At 73.8% G+C, this 20,642-nt stretch carries 21 protein-coding genes; 12 read left to right on the top strand and 9 right to left on the bottom strand.

The features are described from left to right. Positions 1 to 16 precede the first annotated feature (16 nt). Together GCE86_RS30325 and GCE86_RS30330 are read left to right on the top strand one after the other, a co-directional pair. Entirely contained in the window at positions 17 to 409 is a 393-nt protein-coding gene (locus tag GCE86_RS30325) for a type II toxin-antitoxin system RelE/ParE family toxin (protein WP_154230081.1), read from the top strand. Continuing rightward, positions 406 to 717 carry a helix-turn-helix domain-containing protein gene (locus tag GCE86_RS30330; RefSeq protein ID WP_154230082.1) on the top strand — a complete coding sequence of 104 codons (312 nt, stop codon included), beginning with the start codon at positions 406 to 408 and terminating at the stop codon, positions 715 to 717. Before GCE86_RS30325 ends, GCE86_RS30330 begins: the two co-directional genes overlap by 4 nt. 52 nt (positions 718 to 769) lie before the next feature. On the opposite strand, the gene GCE86_RS30335 is transcribed toward GCE86_RS30330, so the two are convergent. Genes GCE86_RS30335 through GCE86_RS30345 form a run of 3 tightly spaced genes read right to left on the bottom strand, consistent with a single transcriptional unit; the run spans position 770 to position 3,946 of the window. Next, positions 770 to 1,117 carry a DUF779 domain-containing protein gene (locus tag GCE86_RS30335; RefSeq protein ID WP_154230083.1) on the bottom strand — a complete coding sequence of 116 codons (348 nt, stop codon included), beginning with the start codon at positions 1,115 to 1,117 and terminating at the stop codon, positions 770 to 772. Continuing rightward, the gene (adh, locus tag GCE86_RS30340) at positions 1,117 to 2,622 is read right to left on the bottom strand and encodes an aldehyde dehydrogenase (RefSeq protein WP_154230084.1); all 1,506 of its coding nucleotides are present in this window, start codon (positions 2,620 to 2,622) and stop codon (positions 1,117 to 1,119) included. The genes GCE86_RS30335 and adh overlap by 1 nt, the downstream gene beginning before the upstream one ends. 40 nt (positions 2,623 to 2,662) lie before the next feature. Further along, positions 2,663 to 3,946, bottom strand: coding sequence for a GAF domain-containing protein (locus GCE86_RS30345; protein WP_154230085.1), 1,284 nt, complete (start codon positions 3,944 to 3,946; stop codon positions 2,663 to 2,665). A gap of 129 nt (positions 3,947 to 4,075) precedes the next feature. Here GCE86_RS30345 and GCE86_RS30350 point away from each other — a divergent pair, with 129 nt between their 5' ends. The 7 genes from GCE86_RS30350 to GCE86_RS30380 all read left to right on the top strand — a co-directional run bounded on the left by GCE86_RS30350 (position 4,076) and on the right by GCE86_RS30380 (position 11,574). Beyond that, positions 4,076 to 4,936: an SCO6745 family protein gene (locus GCE86_RS30350; RefSeq protein WP_154230086.1), complete on the top strand. Its 861-nt coding sequence runs from the start codon at positions 4,076 to 4,078 to the stop codon at positions 4,934 to 4,936. Positions 4,937 to 5,117: 181 nt separating this feature from the next. After that, positions 5,118 to 5,783 (top strand): response regulator transcription factor, encoded by a 666-nt coding sequence (locus tag GCE86_RS30355; protein WP_154230087.1) that lies wholly within the window; start codon positions 5,118 to 5,120, stop codon positions 5,781 to 5,783. Continuing rightward, positions 5,780 to 6,832: a sensor histidine kinase gene (locus tag GCE86_RS30360; protein WP_154230088.1), complete on the top strand. Its 1,053-nt coding sequence runs from the start codon at positions 5,780 to 5,782 to the stop codon at positions 6,830 to 6,832. The genes GCE86_RS30355 and GCE86_RS30360 overlap by 4 nt, the downstream gene beginning before the upstream one ends. A gap of 100 nt (positions 6,833 to 6,932) precedes the next feature. Beyond that, positions 6,933 to 9,068, top strand: a complete 2,136-nt coding sequence (locus GCE86_RS30365; RefSeq protein WP_154230089.1) for a pyridoxal-phosphate dependent enzyme — start codon at positions 6,933 to 6,935, stop codon at positions 9,066 to 9,068. Continuing rightward, on the top strand, positions 9,065 to 10,183 hold the full coding sequence (locus GCE86_RS30370; RefSeq protein ID WP_154230090.1) for a D-alanine--D-alanine ligase family protein: 1,119 nt from the start codon (positions 9,065 to 9,067) through the stop codon (positions 10,181 to 10,183). Before GCE86_RS30365 ends, GCE86_RS30370 begins: the two co-directional genes overlap by 4 nt. Then, a complete protein-coding gene (locus tag GCE86_RS30375; RefSeq protein WP_154230091.1) occupies positions 10,180 to 10,815 on the top strand; it encodes a M15 family metallopeptidase in 636 nt (211 codons plus the stop codon). The genes GCE86_RS30370 and GCE86_RS30375 overlap by 4 nt, the downstream gene beginning before the upstream one ends. Before the next feature lie 87 nt (positions 10,816 to 10,902). Further along, positions 10,903 to 11,574 carry an RlpA-like double-psi beta-barrel domain-containing protein gene (locus GCE86_RS30380; protein ID WP_420846449.1) on the top strand — a complete coding sequence of 224 codons (672 nt, stop codon included), beginning with the start codon at positions 10,903 to 10,905 and terminating at the stop codon, positions 11,572 to 11,574. 47 nt (positions 11,575 to 11,621) lie between these two features. Here GCE86_RS30380 and GCE86_RS30385 read toward each other — a convergent pair whose 3' ends face one another. From GCE86_RS30385 to GCE86_RS30405, 5 genes are all read right to left on the bottom strand, one after another. Next, positions 11,622 to 12,611, bottom strand: a complete 990-nt coding sequence (locus tag GCE86_RS30385; protein WP_154230093.1) for an ABC transporter permease — start codon at positions 12,609 to 12,611, stop codon at positions 11,622 to 11,624. Continuing rightward, positions 12,608 to 13,498 (bottom strand): ABC transporter ATP-binding protein, encoded by an 891-nt coding sequence (locus GCE86_RS30390; RefSeq protein ID WP_154230734.1) that lies wholly within the window; start codon positions 13,496 to 13,498, stop codon positions 12,608 to 12,610. The genes GCE86_RS30385 and GCE86_RS30390 overlap by 4 nt, the downstream gene beginning before the upstream one ends. 11 nt (positions 13,499 to 13,509) lie before the next feature. Continuing rightward, on the bottom strand, positions 13,510 to 13,926 hold the full coding sequence (locus GCE86_RS30395) for a GntR family transcriptional regulator (protein ID WP_154230094.1): 417 nt from the start codon (positions 13,924 to 13,926) through the stop codon (positions 13,510 to 13,512). Positions 13,927 to 14,231: 305 nt separating this feature from the next. Next, a complete protein-coding gene (gabT, locus tag GCE86_RS30400; RefSeq protein WP_154230095.1) occupies positions 14,232 to 15,503 on the bottom strand; it encodes a 4-aminobutyrate--2-oxoglutarate transaminase in 1,272 nt (423 codons plus the stop codon). A gap of 3 nt (positions 15,504 to 15,506) precedes the next feature. Continuing rightward, positions 15,507 to 16,943 carry a gamma-aminobutyraldehyde dehydrogenase gene (locus GCE86_RS30405; RefSeq protein ID WP_154230096.1) on the bottom strand — a complete coding sequence of 479 codons (1,437 nt, stop codon included), beginning with the start codon at positions 16,941 to 16,943 and terminating at the stop codon, positions 15,507 to 15,509. Positions 16,944 to 17,084: 141 nt separating this feature from the next. Here GCE86_RS30405 and GCE86_RS30410 point away from each other — a divergent pair, with 141 nt between their 5' ends. Then, positions 17,085 to 18,524 (top strand): aldehyde dehydrogenase family protein, encoded by a 1,440-nt coding sequence (locus tag GCE86_RS30410; RefSeq protein WP_154230097.1) that lies wholly within the window; start codon positions 17,085 to 17,087, stop codon positions 18,522 to 18,524. Positions 18,525 to 18,530: 6 nt separating this feature from the next. Here GCE86_RS30410 and GCE86_RS30415 read toward each other — a convergent pair whose 3' ends face one another. After that, positions 18,531 to 19,763 carry an SUKH-3 domain-containing protein gene (locus GCE86_RS30415; RefSeq protein ID WP_154230098.1) on the bottom strand — a complete coding sequence of 411 codons (1,233 nt, stop codon included), beginning with the start codon at positions 19,761 to 19,763 and terminating at the stop codon, positions 18,531 to 18,533. A gap of 81 nt (positions 19,764 to 19,844) precedes the next feature. Here GCE86_RS30415 and GCE86_RS30420 point away from each other — a divergent pair, with 81 nt between their 5' ends. After that, positions 19,845 to 20,258, top strand: coding sequence for a YbaB/EbfC family nucleoid-associated protein (locus tag GCE86_RS30420; protein ID WP_154230099.1), 414 nt, complete (start codon positions 19,845 to 19,847; stop codon positions 20,256 to 20,258). A 5-nt stretch (positions 20,259 to 20,263) separates the two neighbouring features. After that, positions 20,264 to 20,620 carry a hypothetical protein gene (locus GCE86_RS30425; protein ID WP_154230100.1) on the top strand — a complete coding sequence of 119 codons (357 nt, stop codon included), beginning with the start codon at positions 20,264 to 20,266 and terminating at the stop codon, positions 20,618 to 20,620. Positions 20,621 to 20,642: the final 22 nt, after the last annotated feature.

The raw sequence follows: 20,642 nt of genomic DNA on the forward strand, positions 1-20,642 counted from the left end.
GGGCTATAGTTGGTCCATGGGTGCTGACGCGGGGCGGTGGTCGGTCCGGGTCACCGGTGAGGTCCGCCGTTGGCTGCGCGACCTGCGGCGGAGTGATCCTGCCTCGTACGAGAGCGTGCGGGTCGCCGTGGACAAGCTGGCCGAGGTCGGCCCCGGTCTGGGTCGGCCCCTGGTGGACACGCTCCGCGGCAGCAGCATCAGCAACCTCAAGGAACTTCGCCCCCGATCGGGGCGTGACGTCGCGATCCGCGTGCTGTTCGTCTTCGACCCCTGGTCGCAGGCGGTGCTCCTCGTCGCCGGCAACAAGGCGGGCAACTGGAGCCGGTGGTATCAGCAGAACATCCCGATGGCGGAGGTTGCGTACAAGGCTTGGCTCGACAATGAGCGCGAGCGAAGGGGGGAGTCGTGACGGAGTTCTACGACTGGGATGAGGTCCGTGCCGATCTCGGCGGCGACGACGCGGCCTACGAGGCGGAGCGAGCCCGGACCGAGGCCTGGGTGAGTGCCTTCCACCTGGCCGAGGAGCGCAAGCGGCTGGGGCTCACCCAGCGACAGGTCGCCGAGCTCATGGGGGTGACGCCGGGTCGGGTCAGCCAGATCGAGAACGGCGACCTCGACGTGAACGAGGTGGCGACCTTGAGCCGCTACGCGACCGCACTCGGCGCGAAGCTGCGCATCATCTTCGACTACGGGGACGATCTCCGTCAGATCGCCTGACCGTCAGCGCCGGGGGCAGCGCGGCGCCAGCGAGCTGGAAGATCTCGGCCAGTCAGCGGGCCAGGTGGGAGCGGATGAGGAAGCGGACGCCCTCGGGGGCCTCCAGGGAGAAGCCGCTGCCTCGGCCGGGGACCACGTCGACCGTCAGGCGGGTGTGTTTCCACAGGTTCCACTGGGCGGTGGACATCCAGAACTCGACGGGCTCGGGCACGCCCTCCACGGAAAGCGACGCGAGCAGCACGTCCGAGGCGCCGGTGCGGAACTCGCCGGCCGGGTAGCACATCGGGGCGCTGCCGTCGCAGCAGCCGCCGGACTGGTGGAACATGATCGGCCCGTGGGCCGCCCGCAGCGACCGGATGAGTCCGGCCGCCGCGGGCGTCAGGGTGACGGGGTCGCCCATCAGAAGAAGCCCAGCTTCTTGGGGGAGTAGCTGACCAGCAGGTTCTTGGTCTGCTGGTAGTGCTCCAGCATCATCTTGTGGTTCTCCCGGCCGATGCCGGACTGCTTGTACCCGCCGAACGCGGCGTGCGCCGGGTAGGCGTGGTAGCAGTTGGTCCAGACCCGCCCGGCCTGGATCGCCCGCCCGGCCCGGTACGCGGTGTTCATGTCCCGGGTCCAGACGCCGGCGCCGAGACCGTACAGGGTGTCGTTGGCGATCTTCACGGCGTCGTCCAGGTCGGCGAAGGACGTCACGGACACCACCGGGCCGAAGATCTCCTCCTGGAAGATGCGCATCGAGTTGTCGCCCTCGAAGATCGTGGGCTGCACGTAGTACCCGCCGGACAGCTCGCCGCCGAGGTCGGCGCGCTCGCCACCGGTCAGGACGCGTGCGCCCTCCTGCCGGCCGATGTCCAGGTAGGACAGGATCTTCTCGAGCTGGTCGTTGGACGCCTGCGCCCCGATCATCGTGTCGGTGTCCAGCGGGTGGCCCTGCGTGACCGCCTTCGTCCGGTCCACGGCCGCGGCCAGGAAGTCGGAGTAGTGGCCCTGCTGGATCAGCGCGCGGGACGGGCAGGTGCAGACCTCGCCCTGGTTGAGGGCGAACATGGTGAAGCCTTCGAGGGCCTTGTCCCGGAAGTCGTCGGAGGCGGCGCTCACGTCGTCGAAGAAGATGTTCGGGCTCTTGCCGCCCAGCTCCAGGGTGACGGGTTTGATGTTCTCGCTGGCGTACTGCATGATCAGCCGCCCGGTGGTGGTCTCGCCGGTGAACGCCACCTTCGCCACCCGGGACGAGGAGGCCAGCGGCTTGCCCGCCTCGACGCCGAAGCCGTTGACGACGTTCACCACGCCCGCCGGGAGCAGGTCGGCGACCAGCGAGAGCAGGTGGTGGATCGAGGCGGGGGTCTGCTCGGCCGGCTTGAGCACCACGGCGTTGCCGGCGGCGAGGGCCGGGGCGAGCTTCCAGACCGCCATGAGGATCGGGAAGTTCCACGGGATGATCTGCCCGACCACGCCGAGCGGTTCGTGGAAGTGGTACGCCACGGTGTCGTCGTCGAGCTCGCCGAGCGAGCCCTCCTGGGCCCGGATCGCCCCGGCGAAGTAGCGGAAGTGGTCGATGGCCAGGGGAATGTCGGCGGCCAGGGACTCGCGTACCGGCTTGCCGTTCTCCCAGGTCTCGGCGATGGCGAGGGATTCCAGGTTCTCCTGCATCCGGTCGGCGATCTTGTTGAGGATCAGCGACCGTTCGGCGACCGGGGTGCGGCCCCAGGCGTCGGCGGCGCCGTGCGCGGCGTCGAGGGCCTTCTCCACGTCCTCGGCCGTGCCCCGGGCCACCTCGCAGAAGGTCTGCCCGGTCACCGGGGTGGGGTTCTCGAAGTACCGGCCACCGTGCGGCTTCACGTACTCGCCGCCGATGAAGTGGTCGTAGCGGGACTGCCAGTGGGTGGGGGCGTCGTAGCGCGTCATGGGTACCTCCGCCGTCCGTCAGGGGTGGACGGCGGGGACGTTAGTTTCCGCGACGTTGCAGCAACGTTGCGCGCGGCAGGTCGTACTCCTCGGCGAGCTGGCGGGCCCGGGCCAGGGCGAGGGGCCGGCGCGGCGCGCCCGGCGGCAACGCGCGGGCCAGGGCCTGCCAGGCCGTGAGGTCGTCGGCGCCGGTGGGGGTCGCGGTCCAGGCCGCGAGCAGCGCCGGGTCCGCGGCGGCCAGCACGGCCGCGCGGAGCTGGCCGTCGACCAGCCGGCGCAGTCGCGCCACTCCCGGCGCGTCCGACCCGGGCAGCAGGGGCCCGCGGTACGCCCGCAGCGCCCCCGCCGCGTCGCCACGTTCGAGCAGTTCGGTGACGGTACGGAAGTCGGCGCGCACGGCCGGCCGCAGCCGGTACGGGCGGGAGTCGAGCAGTTCGTCGCCGAGCGCCCGGCGCAGCCGGGACAGTTCGGCGCGCAACGTGACGGGGTGCAGCCGGTCGTCGCCGTAGAGGTCGAGGCCGAGCTGCTCCCCGGTGCGCCCCTCGGGGTGGTCGAGGAGCAGCACGAGCAGCTCGCTGTGCCGCCGGCCGAGCCGGATCCGCCGGCCGCCGACGCGCAGCTCCGCCTCGTCCCGGCCGAGCGCGGCGACGTGCAGCACGTCGGGTTCGGCGGGGGCGGCGCCGGCCAGGAACGCCTCGGCGGCCCGGGCGGTGGCCCGGACCAGGGCCAGGCTCTGCGGGGTGGCCAGGTGGTCCCCGCCGGTGATGTCGACGGCGCCGAGCAGCCGGCCGGTGGTGGGGTCGTGGATGGGGGCGGCGGCGCAGGTCCAGCGCTGCACCGGCCGGACGAAGTGCTCGGTGGCGAAGATCTGCACGCTGTGGTCGACGGCCAGGGCGGTGCCGGGCGCGTTGGTGCCGGCGTGGGCCTCGTCCCAGCGGGCGCCGGGCACGAAGTTCATCCGCTCGGCGTGCCGGAGCACGCCCGGGTGCCCCTCCACCCACAGCAGCCGACCGTCGGCGTCGCAGACCGCCATGAGGTGCGCGCCGTCGAGCGCGATGCCGCCGAGCAGGTCGCGGAACAGGGGCAGCACGCGGTTCAGCGGGTGCGCGGCGCGGTAGCTCGCCAGCGCGTCGTCGGTGAGGTCGACCGGGGCGGTGGCCTCGGGGTCGACCAGCGCGGACCGTTCCCACGACCGGCGGACGACGTCGCGGACCCGGCCGGTGGTGGTGCCGGCGGTGAGGAACGCTTCGTGGGCGGCGCCGACCTGCGCGATCCGCTCTGCCGGATCGGCACCGAATTCCAGGGCGAGCCACGGGTCAGCCATCGGCGACCTCCTCGCGCCCATGGTGACCCAGCTCACCGGCGATCGCCAAGCCGCCGCCGAACTTGTCATTGACAAGTTCCGCCGTCGACCACAGACTTGACAGCGACAAGATGCGATCGGGAGGCCGAGATGGAACTGGCGATGGTCCGGAAGCTGTGGCACCTCATCGAGCCCGTGCACGCGCTGGTCTACTACGCGCCCGAGCTGACCGGGGAGGCAGCCGCCCTCGGTCTGCCCACCGGGGAGCGCTGGCCCGGCTACTTCGCGCTGCGCAGCTCCCCGCTCGGCGCGGCCGGCCCGAACCTGGTCGCCGCCACCTACTACAGCTTCAGCCCCCGGATGGTCGCCGAGTACGTGCCGGCCGTCTGGGCCACCGCCGACCCGGCCAAGGTGCTCGCCGCCCGGCTGTCCGGAATGGACCGGGCGCTGCGCGCCCTGCTGGGCGACCGGGCCGAGTCGGCCGAGCTGGCCGAGGCCGCGGTCCTGGCCCGGCGCGCCGTACGCGCAGCCGACCTGGGTGGCCGCCCCCTCGCCGCCGCCAACGCCGACCTGCCCTGGCCGGACGCGCCGCACCTGGCGCTCTGGCAGGCCGCCACGATCCTGCGCGAGCATCGGGGCGACGGGCACGTCGCGGCGCTGCGCACCGCCGGGCTGGACCCGGTCGAGTCGCTGGTCTCCTTCGCCGCTGTCGGCGCGGCCCCGGCGGAGGTCTTCGCGAGCCGCCGCTGGAGCGCCGAGGAGTGGGCCGCCGCCCGCGACCGGCTGGCCGGCCGGGGCCTGGTCGACGGGGACGGCGTGGCCACCGAGGCGGGCCGCCGGCTGCGGGACGAGGTCGAGCGGCGGACCGACGAGCTGGCCGCCGCGCCGTGGCGGGCGCTCGGCCCGGCGGTCGGCCGGTTCGCCCAGCTGGTCGCCCCGCTCACCCAGGCCGTCGTGGCCACCGGCCTCCTCCCGGCGCGGAGCACCCTGGGGATCAAGCCTCCGCAGTGATCCGGCTCACTCCCCAGCCGCCGGTGGCCCCTCCGGCCCGGACGAACGCCCCAGACGGCGCTCCGGGGACCGGTGGGGGCCCGCCGGCGTGGAGGATTGCTCCGGCGGCGCTTACGGAACCCTTATCTCCTGCCTGGGACCGTATGCGGGACGGACGAGGAGCACGGGGGAGCGGACAGCGGTGCGGGTGTTGGTGGCGGACGACGAGCGGTTGCTGGCGGACACGGTCGCCGAGGGGCTGCGTCGGTTCTCGATGGCGGTCGACGTCTGCTACGACGGCGACGGCGCGCTGGAGCGGATCGGGGTCAACCGGTACGACGTGGCCGTGCTGGACCGGGACATGCCCGGCGCCACCGGCGACGAGGTGTGCCGCAGCCTCGCCGGGTCCGACACCGGCACCCGGGTGCTGCTGCTCACCGCAGCCGCCGGCATCCGGGACCGGGTGGACGGCCTCGGGCTGGGCGCCGACGACTACCTGACCAAGCCGTTCGCCTTCGCCGAGCTGGTGGCCCGGGTGCAGGCGCTCGGCCGGCGGTCCACCCCGGCGGTGCCGCCCGTGCTGGAGCGGCACGGGGTGGTGCTCGACGTGGCCCGGCACACCGTCACCCGGGACGGACGGCCGCTCGGCCTGAGCCCCAAGGAGTTCGCCGTCCTGCACGTGCTCATGCGCGCCGGTGGCGGCGTGGTCAGCGCCGAGGACCTGCTCGAGCAGGCCTGGGACGAGTTCGCCGACCCGTTCACCAACGCGGTCCGGGTCACCGTGATGACGCTGCGCAAGAAGCTCGGCCAGCCCTCGGTCATCCACACCGTGCCGAAGGCCGGCTACCGCATCGGCGAGCCCGCGTGAGCCCCCGCCGCCGCATCCTGCTGGTCGGGGCGCTCGCCCTGCTCGGCGGCTACTGGCTGCCCGGCCTCGGCAAACAGCTGCTCGGCCAGCTGTGGTGGCGGGCCCAGGCGTTCTGCGACCTGCAGACGATCGGCGCGGTGTGCGAGCCCGTCCGCCCGCTCATCCCGGTGCTGCCCGGGCTGATCGAGTTGCTGCTCCTCCTGGCCGGTGTGCTCGCGGTCTGGGGAGCGGCCCGCTGGTGCCTCCGCCCCGTGCGCGAGCTCGCCGACCCGATCGCCGACCTCGGGCCGCAGAACCTGGGCCACCGGATCCGCCGCGGTGGCCGGGACGAGCTGGCCCGGCTGGCCCGCGCCATCGACGACATGCTCGACCGGGTCACGGCCGGCTACGAGGGGCAGCGGCGGTTCGCCGCGAACGCCTCGCACGAGCTGCGCACGCCCCTCGCCGTGCAGCGGACGCTCATCGAGGTCGGCATGGCCCAGTCGCTCACCGCCGAGCAGCTCGACCTGCTCACGGCCCAGCTGCTGGCCACCAACGAGCGCAACGAGCGGCTCATCGAGGGTCTGCTCGCGCTCAGCGAGAGCGACCAGGGGCTGCGCTCCTCCACCCCGCAGCGCCTCGACGAGATCGTCACCGCCGTGCTGGCCGCGTACGCGGACCGGGCGGCCGAGGCCGGGGTGACGGTGGAGAGCCGGCTGGCGCCCCGGGTCGTGCCGGGCGAGCGGGTGCTGCTGGAGCGCCTGGTCGGCAACCTCGTGGAGAACGGCATCAAGTACAACCGGCCCGGCGGCCGGCTCACCGTCACCGTGGGCGGGGACCCGGCGCTGACCGTCCTCAACACCGGCCAGACGGTGCCGGGCGAGGCGGTCGCCGGCCTCTTCGAACCCTTCCGGCGCCTGGCCCGGGACCGGACCAACCAGGGCGGCGGGGCCGGGCTCGGCCTGGCCATCGCCCGCTCGATCACCCAGGCGCACGACGGCATCATCGCCGCCCGCCCGGGCGAGGACGGCGGCCTGCGGGTCGACGTCCAGCTACCCGCCGTGCGCTGACCCACCCCTCGAAGACCTCGGGAGCCGCCCATGCGGCATCCCGCGATGCCACCTGCCCGAAAACGACCGACGGCGTACGACGCCGGGAGAGGAGACCGCCGTGCCGACCCGTACCGATCGGGCCGCGACACCGGCCGGCCGGGTGGTCTGGGCCGACGTGGCCAAGGGCGCCTGCATCGTCCTCGTGGTGCTCTGGCACGTCGTCGTGAAGCACTACCTGCGGATCGACTGGCGGATCGACCTGCCGGTGCCGGGAGCCTGGGGGCTGCTCGGCGAGCAACTGCTCCCGCTGCGGATGCCGCTCTTCTTCACCCTCTCCGGGATCTTCGCGGCGAACGCGGTGGCCCGCCCGTGGCGGGTGGTCGGCCGCCCCCGGATCGCCCGCAACCTGTACCTGTACGCCACCTGGCTGCTCGTCCACACCGCCCTGCTGGCCCTCGCGCCCGGCTTCCCGACCGACCGGGCCACCAGCCTCGGCGGGCTGCTGGCCCAGCTCACCGTGACGCCCTCGAACCTCTGGTACCTGTACGCGCTGGCGCTCTACTTCGCGCTGGCCAGGGCGCTGCGCCGGGTCCACCCGGCGGTGCTGCTCGTGGCCTCGGGCGCGCTCTCCGCCGTGGCGGCCACCGGCCTGCTGGACAGCCCGGGCAACCGGGGGCAGGTCTACCAGAACCTGGTGTTCTTCCTGGCCGGCGTGCACCTGCGGCCGTACCTCCAGGGCTGGGTGGCCGGCGCGACCGGCCGCCGGCTCGCCGCGACCGGGACGGCGTACGCCGTGGCACTGGCCGCCATGGCGCTGGCCGGGGCGGAGAGCCGGCCGGGCGTGTGGCTGCTGGTGTCGGCCGTCGCGGTGGCGTTCGGCCTCACGGCCGCGGCCCGGGCGGCCCGGCTCCGGGTGGTCGGCGGGGCGCTCGCCCGGCTCGGCCGCCGGACGCTGCCGATCTACGTGATCCACATGCCGGTGCTGGCGCTGCTGGACCGGCTCCTCGCCGGCCCGGTCGCCGACCTGAACCGGCCGGCGCGGGTGCTGCTTGCGGCCGGCTACCCCGTGCTGCTCACCGCGCTCGTGCTGGCGCTCAGCCTGGCCGTCCACCGCGGACTCACGGCGGCCGGCGCGCGCTGGCTGTTCGACCTGCCGCGCCGCGCCCGCACCGACCACCACCGAGAAGGAGAGACCATGTCCCGCAGCCACGCTCCGGCCCTGCCGGACCGGGCCAGCGTCGAGGAGGCCGCCTGGTGGCTGTCCGGCCGGGTGGTGCGTACCCCCGTGCTGAACAGCCCGGCGATCGACCGGCTGGCCGGCGCCCGGATCCTGCTCAAGGCCGAGAACCTCCAGACCGGCGGCTCCTACAAGATGCGCGGCGCCATGCTGGCCGTGGGCCGGCTCGCCGCGGCCGGCCACACCGGGGTGGTCGCGCAGAGCACCGGCAACCACGCCGTGGCGGTGGCCCTCGCCGCCCGGCGGCACGGGCTGGCCGCGACCGTGGTGCTGCCGGTCGACGCCGCGCCCGTGAAGGTGGACCGGGCCCGGGCGGCCGGGGCACGGGTCGTCCTCGCCGGCACCACCGTCGAGGAGCGGCTGGCGGCCGCCCGGCGGCTCGCCGACGCCGACGGCCACCCGCTGGTCGACGCGTACGACCACCCGGACGTGGTGGCCGGGCAGGGCAGCGCCAGCCTGGAGCTGATCGAGGAGGCGGAGCGCGCCGGCACCCCGCTCGACGCACTGGTGGTGCCGGTGGGCGGGGGCGGCGGCGTCGCCGGGGCCTGCCTGGCCGCCGCCGGCACCCCGATCGAGGTGTACGGCGTCGAGCCGGTCGGCTGCGACTCGCTGGCCCGCAGCCTCGCCGCCGGCCGGCCGACCCCGGTCGTCCCGGCGCCCACGATCGCCGACGGGCTCCGCCCGAGCTGCGTCGGCGACCTGCCGTTCGCCATCGCGCGGGACGGCGTCCGGGACGTCGTGCGGGTCGACGACGACGCCATCGCCGACGCGTTCCGGCTGCTCCTCATGGAGTTGAAGGTGCTCGTCGAGCCGTCCGGCGCGGCCGGGCTGGCCGGCGCGCTGCGGCTGGCGGCCCGGCCGGGCGACCCGGACGGCGCGGCAGGTGACGCCGAGGGCGGGCGGTACCGGACGGTCGGCGTGGTGCTGACCGGCGGAAATGTCGAAGCGGAGCTGGTGGCCCGGCTGGCGGGGGGACCCGTCGCCGACCCCGCTCGGATGGAAGGGGTGGCGGCGTGAGGACTGCGGTACGGATCGGTGTCCTGTTCGGTGGCCCGTCGGCGGAGCACGAGGTCTCCTGTGCCTCGGCGCTCGGCGTGGCCCGGGCCCTGGTGGAGCGGGGCCACCAGGTGGTCGCGCTCGGGATCACCCGCGAGGGCGGGATGCGGCTGGTGCCCGAGCCCGTGCTGGCCGAACGCTGCGCCCACGTGGGCGCGGGGCGGGCCATCGACGACCGGCTGCCGGTGACCGGACCGGCCGTGGAACTGCGTACCGGGGAGCGGGCCGGCACGGTGGCGGTCACCGCGGCCGACGCGCCCGGGGCGGTGCAGGCCGAGCTGGACGTGGTCTTCCCAGTGCTGCACGGCCCGTACGGCGAGGACGGCGTGGTGCAGGGGCTGCTCGAATCGCTCCGGGTGCCGTACGTCGGGTGCGGCATCCTCGCCTCCGCCGTCGGGATGGACAAGGTGGCGATGAAGCGGGCGCTGCGCGCCGAGGGGGTGCCGACCACCCCGCACGTCTGGTTCGACGCGCCGACCTGGCGGGCGGCCGAGGACCCGGAGAAGCTGGTCGTCGGTCTGCGCCGGCCGCTGTTCGTGAAGCCGGCCCGGATGGGCTCCTCGATCGGGATCTCCCGCGTCGCCGAGGGCGACGACCTGACGGCCGCCGTCGAGGAGGCGCTCCGGCACGACCACGTGGTGCTCGTCGAGCAGGGCGTGACCGGCCGCGAGCTGGAGTGCGGCGTGCTCGGCGGCTGGCACCCGGAGGCGTCGGCGGTCGGCGAGGTCCGGGTCGCGGGCGGCTGGTTCGACTACCGGCAGAAGTACTTCGGCGACGCCGACCCGATGATCGTCCCGGCGCCGCTGCCCGACGAGGTCACCGAGCGGATCCGGGAGCTGTCCGTGCGGGCGTTCACGGCGATCGGCGGCTGGGGCCTGGCCCGGGTGGACTTCCTCTACGACGAGACCAGCGGCGACCTGTTCGTCAACGAGCTGAACACCCTGCCCGGCTTCACGGCGCACTCGATGTACCCGAAGGTGTGGGCCGAGTCCGGCGTCGACTACCCCGAGGTGGTGGACCGGCTCGTCGCTCTCGCCTTCACCCGGCACGCGGCCCGGCCGGGGGGTGCCGCATGATCCTCCTCTCCGATCCGCGGGTCGCCGCGGTGTCCAGCCGGGACGACGGCGATCCGCTGGTCGACCTGCGGGAACTGCCCGAGCTGCTACTGGACGGCCGGGCCGCCGACCCCGCCGGGGCGTACGCCCGGGTGCGGCGCGGGGTCGCGGACCGGTTGCTGGCCGCGCAGCGCGCGCTGCCGGCCGGCCTGCGCCTCCTGGTCGTCGAGGGGTACCGGCCGTACCGGGCGCAGCTCGACATCTTCACCGGCTACCGGGACGAGCTGCGCCGGCGCTACCCGGACTGGTCGCCGGAGCGGCTGCACCGGGAGACCACCAAGTTCGTCTCGCCGGTCGAGGTGGCGCCGCACAGCACCGGCGGGGCGGTCGACCTCACCCTGTGCGACGCCGACGGGATCGAGTTGGACATGGGCACGGCCCTCGACGCGACCCCGGAGGAGAGCGCCGACGCCTGCTTCACGGCGGCCCCGCACATCCCGGTGAGCGCGTGGCGGAACCGGCAGGTCCTGGTGGCCGCGTTGAGCGGGGCCGGACTGGTGAACTACCCGACCGAGTGGTGGCACTGGTCCTACGGCGACCGGTACTGGGCGCTGCTCGCCGGAGCGAAGCACACCCGTTACGGTCCGTTGTGATGTGCCGATCCGGCTGAACGGTCCGGCGCTCCCGTCCGTACCAGGCGTCGAACGAGACCACCGGACGACGGGAGAGACAACGTGAAGGTGCAGCGCAAGCATGTGCTGGCGGCGACCGTGGCGCTGGCCGCCTCGGCGGCCGTCGCGGTGGGCACGGGGATGGGGTTCGCGGAGACCACCCCGGCCGGGCAGTCGGCCTGTGCGGGGTCGGTGACCTTCTCGGCGGAGGGCGGGGCGCCGGCGGCCACCAGCGACCGGTTCCCGGTGGGCACCCGGCTGCGGGTGACCAACCTGGACAACGGCAAGGTGGCGACCGTGACGGTGACCGGCCCGTCCGGGAGTTGCGTGCTGCTCAACGCGGCGGCCATGGACCTGGTGCGGGAGCCGGGCAAGAACGTGATCCGCCGCAACCTCGTCGAGCGCCTCGACGGCGGCGCCGCGGCGACCGGTGCGGCCCGGCCCGGCGTCCCGGCCGGCGAGGTCCGGCCGGGCAACGCCCAGCCCGGCGGCGCGCGCGCCAGCGTCTGCTCCGGAGCGATCACCTTCTCGGCCGAGGGCGGCGCGCCGGCCGCCACCAGCGGGCAGTTCCCGGTGGGCACCCGGCTGCGGGTGACCAACCTGGACAACGGCAAGGCGGCGACCGTGACGGTGACCGGCCCGTCCGGGAGTTGCGTGCTGCTCAACGCGGCGGCCATGGACCTGATCCGGGAGCCGGGCAAGAACCTGGTCCGCCGCAACACGGTGGAACTGCTGCGCTGACCCGGGCCGGCAGGGTGGGTGGCGGCCCACCCACCCTGCCGGAGGGCTCAGGCGATCCGGCGGAGCCGGCGTACGGCGAGGTAGAGCAGGAGGGCGGCGAGGGCGACGAAGATGCCGGTCTCGATCCACTGGAAGGGCCAGAACCGGTCCGCCGGCTGGTAGAGCTCCCAGTTGTAGGCGCCGGGTCGCACGCCCAGTTCCTCCCCGCAGCGGTGGCCGTCCGGGCCCTGGCCGCCCGGCGGGCACATGATGCGGGTGTCGGCCGCCACCATCTTCCCGTCGGGGTTGCGCACACCGCTGGCCAGGACCCAGTTGCCCCGGTCCTCCTGCAGCGGTTCGGCTCCCTCGATCGGGAAGGTGCGGGTGCGGGCGGCCTGGTAGTGGGGTCTGGCCAGGATCGCCACCGCCGCCCGGACCCCGATGAACGCGGCCAGGGTGACGCCCATCGCGGGCAGCATCCGGCGCCAGAGGGTGCCGGCGAAGATGCCGAGCGCCACCGCGAAGAGGGTGTAGCCGATCGGGGCGATGCCCTGCAGGTCGAAGACGATGAAGCCGAGGCGGCCCTCGTGCGCGGCCTGGGTCAGCGGGCTGACCCACCAGGCCATGCCCAGTCCGTAGCCGATTGCCAGGGTCACCGTGACCAGGACGGCCAGGCCGAACTTCACCAGGGCCCACCGGGTCCGGCCGACACCCTGCGTCCAGGCGAATCGGTGCGTGCCGTGCTCCACCTCCCGGGCCACCAGCGGGGCGCCCCAGAACAGACCGACGAGCACCGGCAGGACGACGAGCAGGACCGCCACCAGGTTCAAACTCTGGTACCGGTTGGTGAACTGGCGGAACGCCGACTCGCAGCCGTTCGCGGCGGCCCGGTCGACGTCCGAACGGGCCAGCTGACTGACGCAGTCCGGCAGCCCGAGCTCGGTGAAGCTGTGCCGCATCGACAGGCCGATCGGGACCATGAGGGCCGCCAGCGCGGCGAAGCCGAGGAGGGTGAAGAGCAGCTGCTTGCGGTGCTGCCGCCAGGCCAGCCAGATCATGCCGGCACCTCCCAGGCCGCGTGGCTCGTGGTGGTCTCGCCCTCGGCGAGGTACGCCAGCACGAGGTCCTCCAGCGTCACGTCGTGCACGGTCCACTCCGGAGCGAGGACGTCGCCGCGCGTGCGGACGAGCAGCGTCGACTGCCGGGCGGTGTGACTCGCCCGGACCACGGCGTCGACCCCGTCGATCGGTTCGCCGCCGTGCCGGGGCCCGACCAGCTGCCGGTGCGTGGCGACGAGGTCGTCGACCGCGCCCACCAGGTGCACCCGGGCGGCCTGCAGCACGACCAGGTAGTCGCAGACCCGTTCGAGGTCGGCCAGCAGGTGCGAGGAGAGCAGCACGGTCGTCTCGGAGTCGGCGACGCTGCCCATGAGCGACTGCAGGAACTCCCGGCGCGCCAGCGGATCGAGGCTGGCGACCGGTTCGTCGAGGAGCAGCAGCCGGGGTCGCTTCGCGAGTGCGAGGGCCAGCGCGACCTGCGCCCGCTGGCCGCCGGAGAGCTTGCCGACGGGCAGCTTCGGCGGGATGCCGAGCTGGGCCAGCCGGTTGCGGGCGAGTGCGCCGTCCCAGCGCTTGTTCATCCGGCGGCCCGCCTCCACCAGCTCGGCCGCGGTGAAGTCCCGGTAGAGCGGGGTGTCCTGGGCGACGAAGCCGATCTCGGGCAGCACCGACGGGTTGGCGTACGGCGTTTCGCCGAAGATCCGCACCGCGCCGCCGTCTGGCCGCAGCAGGCCGACCGCGAGGTGCAGCAGGGTGCTCTTGCCGGCGCCGTTGGGGCCGACGAGGGCGGCGATCCGCCCGGCGGGCAGGCGCAGCGAGCAGTCCCGCAGCGCCCAGGTTCTTCCGTAGCGTTTGCCGAGCTGCTCGGCCTCCAGCGCGATCTCCATCAGCTGTCCTCTCATCCTGCTGAGGCGGGTTCGGCGCGCGGCGACTCGGCGGCGAGCGCGGCCCGCATGGTGGTCTCGACCAGGGCGGTGACGTCTTCCGGGGTGAGCCCTGCGGCGCGGGCGCGGTGCAGCCAGGCCACCAGCTCCTCGCGGAGCTCGGCCTGATCGGCCAGCGACGAGCCGGCGACGGTGTCGCGGACGAAGGTGCCCACGCCGGGGCGCCCCTCGACCAGACCTTCGATCTCCAGCTCGCGGTACGCCTTCAGCACCGTGTTCGGGTTGATGGCCAGCGACTGCGCGACGTCGCGGACCTTCGGCAACTGGTCGCCGGCCGTCAGCAGCCCCACCCGCAGGGCCTGTTTGACCTGCTGGATCAGCTGCACATAGGTGTTCACCTTGGACCGGCCGTCCAGAACGAACTCGATCACGCGACGCCCTTCTATTGTCCTACGACAGTAGGACTATAGGACAGGATTCGCCGTTGTGGGGACCCTCGACGGAGTGTCGGAGACGGGGTGGCCGCGCGCCGGGCTGCACGCCGGCGGGGCTTGCCGGACACCGAGCTGCTCGCCGAGCTGGTCACCGGGCTGGGCCGGGTGGTGCGGGCGGCGGGTGCGGAGGGGCTCGACGGCTACTGCCGGATGTGTCTCCAGGCCGGAAAAGGGTGGAACACCACGGGCGGCACCTGGGGGGGTCGACGCCCGTGGTGTTCCACGATCGGGGCTGACCTCGGTCAGCCGAAGGCGGCCTCCAGGATGTCCAGGCCGCGCGCCAGCTCGTCGTCGGAGATGACCAGCGGGGGCAGGAAGCGCAGCACATTGCCGTAGGTGCCGCAGGTGAGGGTGAGCAGCCCGGCCGCGTGGCAGGCCGCCGAGATCGCCGCCGTGGCGGCCGGGTCCGGGGTCAGCGTGCCGGGCTGGACGATCTCCACGGCGAGCATGGCGCCCCGGCCGCGTACCTCGGCGACGCGCGGGTCGCGGGCCGCGATCGCGCGCAGCCGGTCGACCATGACCGCGCCGATCCGCCGGGCGGCGGCGGCCAGGTCCAGCTCGTGCATGGTCTCGATGGCCGCGAGCGCGGCGGCGCAGGCGATCGGGTTGCCGCCGTACGTCCCGCCGAGGCCGCCCACGTGCACCGCGTCCATGAGCTCGGCCCGGCCGGTGACCGCAGCGAGCGGCAACCCGCCGGCGATGCCCTTGGCCAGGGTCACCAGGTCCGGCTCGACGCCCTCGTGCTGGCAGGCGAACCAGTCACCGGTCCGGCAGAACCCGGTCTGGATCTCGTCGGCGACGAACACCACCCCGGCCGCGGTCGCCCACTCGCGCAGCGCCGGCAGGAACCCCTCGGCCGGCACCACGAAACCGCCCTCGCCCTGGATCGGCTCGATGAGCAGCGCCGCCACGTTCTCGGCGCCGACCTGCTTCTCCACCATCTCGACGGCCCGCGCCGCCGCGGTCGCCCCGTCGAGGCCGCCGTCGCGCAGCGGGTACGACATGGGGACCCGGTAGACCTCGCCGGCGAACGGCCCGAACCGGTGCTTGTACGGCATGTTCTTCGCGGTCAGCGCCATGGTCAGGTTGGTCCGGCCGTGGTACGCGTGGTCGAAGACCACCACGGCCGGCCGGCCCGTGGCGTGCCGGGCGATCTTCACGGCGTTCTCCACCGCCTCGGCGCCCGAGTTGAACAGCGCCGAGCGCTTCTCGAAGTCGCCCGGGGTCAGCGCGTTGAGCTGCTCGCAGACGGCCACGTACGACTCGTAGGGCGCGACCATGAAGCAGGTGTGGGTGAAGCGTTCGACCTGGGCGCGTACCGCCTCGACGACCTTCGGCGCGGAGTTGCCCACGTTGGCGACCGCGATTCCGGCCGCGAAGTCGATCCACTGCCGCCCGTCGACGTCGGTGATCGTCCCGCCGCCCGCGTGGTCGACGTAGGCGGTGATGGTGCTGCCGACGCCCCGGGCGACGGCCGCCCCGCGGCGCTTGTGCAGCTCGTCCGACGATGCCATTGGTCAGCCCTCGATGTTGTGCATGACGTGCTTGATCCGGGTGTAGTCCTCCAGGCTGTAGACCGAGAGGTCCTTGCCGTGCCCGGAGTGCTTGAAGCCGCCGTGCGGCATCTCGGACACGAACGGGATGTGGGTGTTGACCCAGACGCAGCCGAAGTCCAGCCGGCGGGTCATCCGCATGGCCCGGCCGTGGTCCTTCGTCCACACCGAGGCCGAGAGGCCGTAGTCCACACCGTTGGCCCAGCGCACCGCCTCGTCCTCGTCGGAGAAGCGCTGCACGGTGATGACCGGGCCGAACACCTCGTCCTGGATGATCTCGTCGGCCTGGCGGACACCGGAGACCACCGTCGGGGCGTAGAAGTAGCCGCGCTCGCCGACCTGGGAGCCGCCGGTGTCGACCTTCGCGTGGTCCGGCAGCCGGTCCACGAAGCCGCGTACGCGGGCGAGCTGGTTGGCGTTGTTGAGCGGGCCGTAGAGCACGTCCTCGTCGTCCGGCGCGCCGGTCTTCGTGTTGCGGGCCTGCTCGGCGAGGGCGGCCACGAAGTCGTCGTGGATGCCCGGCCCGGCGAGCACGCGGGTCGCGGCCGTGCAGTCCTGGCCGGCGTTGAAGTAGCCGCCCACGGCGATGGCCTCGGCCGCCGCCGCCAGGTCGGCGTCGTCGAAGATCACGACGGGGGCCTTGCCGCCCAGCTCCAGGTGGGTCCGCTTGAGGTCCGGTGCGGCCGCCGCGGCGACCTCCATGCCGGCCCGGGTCGACCCCGTGATCGAGACGAACTGCGGGGTCGGGTGCGACACCAGCGCGCGGCCGGTGTCCCGGTTGCCGCAGACCACGTTGAACACGCCCGGCGGGAGGAACTCGGACGCGATCTCGGCCAGCAGCAGCGTCGACACCGGGGTGGTGTCGCTGGGCTTCAGCACGACCGTGTTGCCGGCCGCCAGGGCCGGGGCGATCTTCCAGACCGCCATCATGAGCGGGTAGTTCCAGGGCGTGACCTGGGCGCAGACGCCGATCGGCTCGCGCCGCACGTAGGAGGTGTGCCCGGCCATGTACTCGCCGGCCGAGCGCCCCTCGAGCAGGCGGGCGGCCCCCGCGAAGAAGCGGAACTGGTCCACCGCCGGCGGCAGCTCCTCGTCGGCGGTGAGCTGGCGCGGCTTGCCCGTGTTGCGGACCTCGGCGTCGACCAGCTCGGCCGCGCGGGCCTCCACCGCGTCGGCGAGCTTGAGCAGGGCCTTCTGCCGCTCGCCCGGGGTGGCGTCCCGCCAGGTCTCGAACGCGGCGGCGGCCGCCTTCATAGCCGCGTCCACGTCCGCCGCCCCGGAGACCGGCGCCTGGGCGAAGACCTCGCCGGTGCACGGGTCGATCAGGTCGGCGAGGCCGCCGTCCACCGGGTCGACGTACTCGCCGTTGACGAAGTTGCGCAGCTGCTGCTGGTCGCTCATGAGATGTCTCCGAGGGGTGGCCGGGCGGAAGGTCTGCGGAGGTTATCGCAATCTGACTGCCATCTTGGCTACTGAATCCGAGGCAGACAAGGGTTTGAGCAACTGTTTCCGCGCGGCCTTACGTGGTCTACGCTGCCGAGCGTGGAGCCGAGAGCCTTCTATGTCGCCGGCCGCCCCGCCCACGGCGAGGGTGAGCTGACCGTCACCCACCCCTACGACGGCCGGACGGTGGGGCGTACCACCCTCGCCACGCCCGACCAGGTCGAAGCCGCCGTCGCGGCAGCCGCCGAGGTGGCCGCGGCGGCCGCGGCCCTGCCCGCGCACGCCCGCGCGGCGGCCCTCGACCACGTCTCCCGGCGGCTGGCCGACCGGGCCGACGAGGTCGCCGCGCTCATCACCGCCGAGAACGGCAAGCCGGTGAAGTGGGCGAAGGCCGAGGTGGGCCGAGCGGTCTCCACCTTCCGCTGGGCGGCCGAGGAGGCCCGGCGCTTCTCCGGCGAGCTGCAGCGCCTGGACACCGACCCGGCGGCCACCGGCCGGATCGCGCTGGTCCGGCGTGTGCCGCGCGGCCCCGTCCTGGGGATCACGCCGTTCAACTTCCCGCTGAACCTCGTCGCGCACAAGGTCGCCCCGGCCATCGCCGTCGGCGCCCCCGTGGTGGTCAAGCCGGCCCCCGCCACCCCGCTCTCCGCGCTGCTGCTCGGCGAGATCCTGGCCGAGACCGACCTGCCCGAGGGCATGTTCTCGGTGCTGCCGCTGCCCAACGAGCGCGCTGCCGACCTGGTCGCCGACCCTCGCCTGCCCGTGGTGTCGTTCACCGGCTCCGGGCCGGTCGGCGCCGCCATCCGGCGCGCCGCCCCCGACAAGCACGTCACCCTCGAACTCGGCGGCAACGCGGCGGCGGTGATCTGCGAGGACTGGGCGTCCGACGGGGACCTCACCTTCGCCGCGCACCGGATCGCCACCTTCTCCAACTACCAGGCCGGGCAGTCCTGCATCGCCGTGCAGCGGGTCTACGTGCACGAATGGCTCTACGACGGCTTTCTGCCGCGGCTCGTCGCCGCCGTCGAGGAGTTGCGCACCGGCGACCCGGCGTCCGACCTGACCGACGTGGGGCCGCTGGTCTCCGTCGAGGCGGCGGAACGCGTCGAGGCGTGGGTCGACGAGGCGGTCGCCGCTGGGGCCACCATCGAGGTCGGCGGGCGGCGCGACGGTGCCACCTACCCGCCGACCGTCCTCAGCGGCGTGCCGTCGTCGGCCAAGGTCAGCACCGAGGAGGTGTTCGGGCCGGTGCTGGTGGTCGCCCCGGTCACGGACGCCGAGGCCGCGTTCGCCGCGGTCAACGACTCGGCGTACGGGTTGCAGGCCGGCGTGTTCACCCACAACCTGCAGACCGCGTTCCTGGCGGCCCGGACGCTGGAGGTCGGCGGCGTGATCGTCGGGGACGTGCCGTCGTACCGGGCCGACCAGATGCCGTACGGCGGGGTGAAGGGCTCGGGCGTGGGACGGGAAGGGCTGCGCAGCGCCATGGACGACTACACCGAACCCCGGGTCATGGTGCTCACCGGGGTGAAGCTCTGACGCGGCTCACCAGGTGCCGTCGTCCCGGACCCGGGCGGGGGCGCGGCCGAGCAGCAGGGTGGTGAGGGCGGCGTCGATGTCGGCGCCGAGGAACCACTCGCCGGCCTGATCGAGCGCGAAGACCCGGCCGTGCTCGTCGACGGCCAGGATGCTCTCCTGGCGCTCGCTGCCGAGCGGGAACAGCCGGACGCCGAGCACCGCGCCGAAGTCCGCGAGGGTGTCGGCGCTGTGGGCGCCGTGCAGGGGATTCGTGGTGAATTCGTGGATCCACACGTCCTGACCCGGACCCCTCCGATGGCTGAGGATCGCGGGGAAGGCGGTGAGCGCCTCCTCGGCGGCGGGGAACACCTCGTGCCGGTGGCGCCGCCCGGCGATCTCGCGGGTTTCGGCGATCGCGCCCATGGCGAGTGCCTCGTTGAACATGCTGATCTGCCACCCCGCGTCCGTGAGCGCGTGCCCGACCTCGTCCGGGAAGCGGCCGGGCTGGCTGACCGGCCCTGGCTCGGGGCGCCACTCCTCCGTGTGCGCGAGATCTGACCACGGGAGGGCGTTGAAGCGCACCAGGAAGTTGATGCACGAGTCGCAGGGAAGCTCGGCCGGGCCGCCGGCCGGATCTCCCGGCTCCCGGACCCGGAACACCTCGAACCGCGCGGTGCCGAGGACCGCTTGGGCTTCCTCGACCGTCAGCGCCGGAAGGCCTTCCGCCGCACGCCGGTGGTCCTGCTCGTGCAGGACGTCGGAGACGACGATCATCTCGGCGTGCCGCTCACCGCCCCGGACCAGGTGGCCCGGCGGCAGCCCGTCCAGATAGGACCGGACCAGCGGATGGTGACGCAATTCGAGGTCACCCTTGGCGCCGTGCGCGACGTACGTGCGGCCGCCGACGGTGAGGTGCGCGGCGGCACCGGGCGTGGGCGGTCGGGTGATCTCGCGGAGCAGTTGGTCGGCCGGGTCGACGGTGCGGGGTGCCCGCGGCGCGCCGGGCCGGCGCTGCCGGAACATCTGCTCGACGGCGGCGGCCGGCACCCGCGGCCAGGTCGACACCTCGCCGGTCTCCTTGTCGATGACCGTGGCCGGCAGGTCGCCGGGAAGCGCCCGGGCCTCGACGGCCACAGTGGACATCACCAGGTAGCCCAGGTCGAACTCCTCGACCACCGGGGTGCACGGGAATCCCAGGCGCTCGGAGTCCCTTCGGGCCCAGACGGCGGCGAGTTGTTCGGCCTGCTGTCGTTCGATCACAGGCTGAAGTTACCGGACCCCACGGATTCCGTGGCGCCCGGTATGGTCGGCCCTACTGACGGTGACGGAAGGGGAGCGGTGGTGGGCGAGAGCGCGGACCGGGATGCCAACCGCGCGCTGCGTGCGCGGTTCGACGAGGTGTACGGCCAGTACCAGCGACTCCGGTCCGGTCTGGACGAACTCCAGGCCAGGCTCGCCGAGCTGCGGGTGACCGAGCGCTCCGACGACGGCCAGGTCACCGCGGTCGTGGGCGCCCGCGGCGAGGTGATCAGCATCGAGGTTGCTCCCTCCGTGTTCCACGACCGGGACGCCCGGGCGTTGAGCCGGAAGATCACCGACACCGTGCTGCGGGCGTCCCGCGCCGCGGTCACCGCGACCCGCGAGCTGGTCGCCGGCTACCTGCCGCCCGGCTCACCCTCGGTGGAGTTCCTGCGTACCCATGATTTCGGCGCCCTGCTGGGCCGGGCCGACGCGGTCCTGTCCCGCGGCGAGTGACGGCCATGGCCGACGGGGAGATCTGGCTGGACCCGGACCGGGCCCGGCGCGGCGGCGCCGACCTGGCGCTGGCCGGAGCGGCGGTCACGACGTCGCGGCGGGAGGTGGGCGACCCGATCTCGGCGGCCGGAGCGCAGCGGCCGTGGGGCCGGGACGACATCGGCGCCGCGTTCGACAAGCACTACCAGGGCTTCGCGGAGACGCTCCTGCGGGCCTGGGAGATCCTCGGCCGCTCGCTCGACGGGCTGGGCAGCGACGTGGTGCGCTCCGTCGTCGCCACCGTCGAGACCGACCTGACCAACGCCCGCCAGCTCGGCGAGATCCCGCACCAGCAGCACAACCCGCACCGGCCCTGGCGCTGACCACCGGAGGATCCGCGCGTGA

It is taken from the genome of Micromonospora terminaliae, assembly GCF_009671205.1.
GTDB lineage: Bacteria > Actinomycetota > Actinomycetes > Mycobacteriales > Micromonosporaceae > Micromonospora > Micromonospora terminaliae.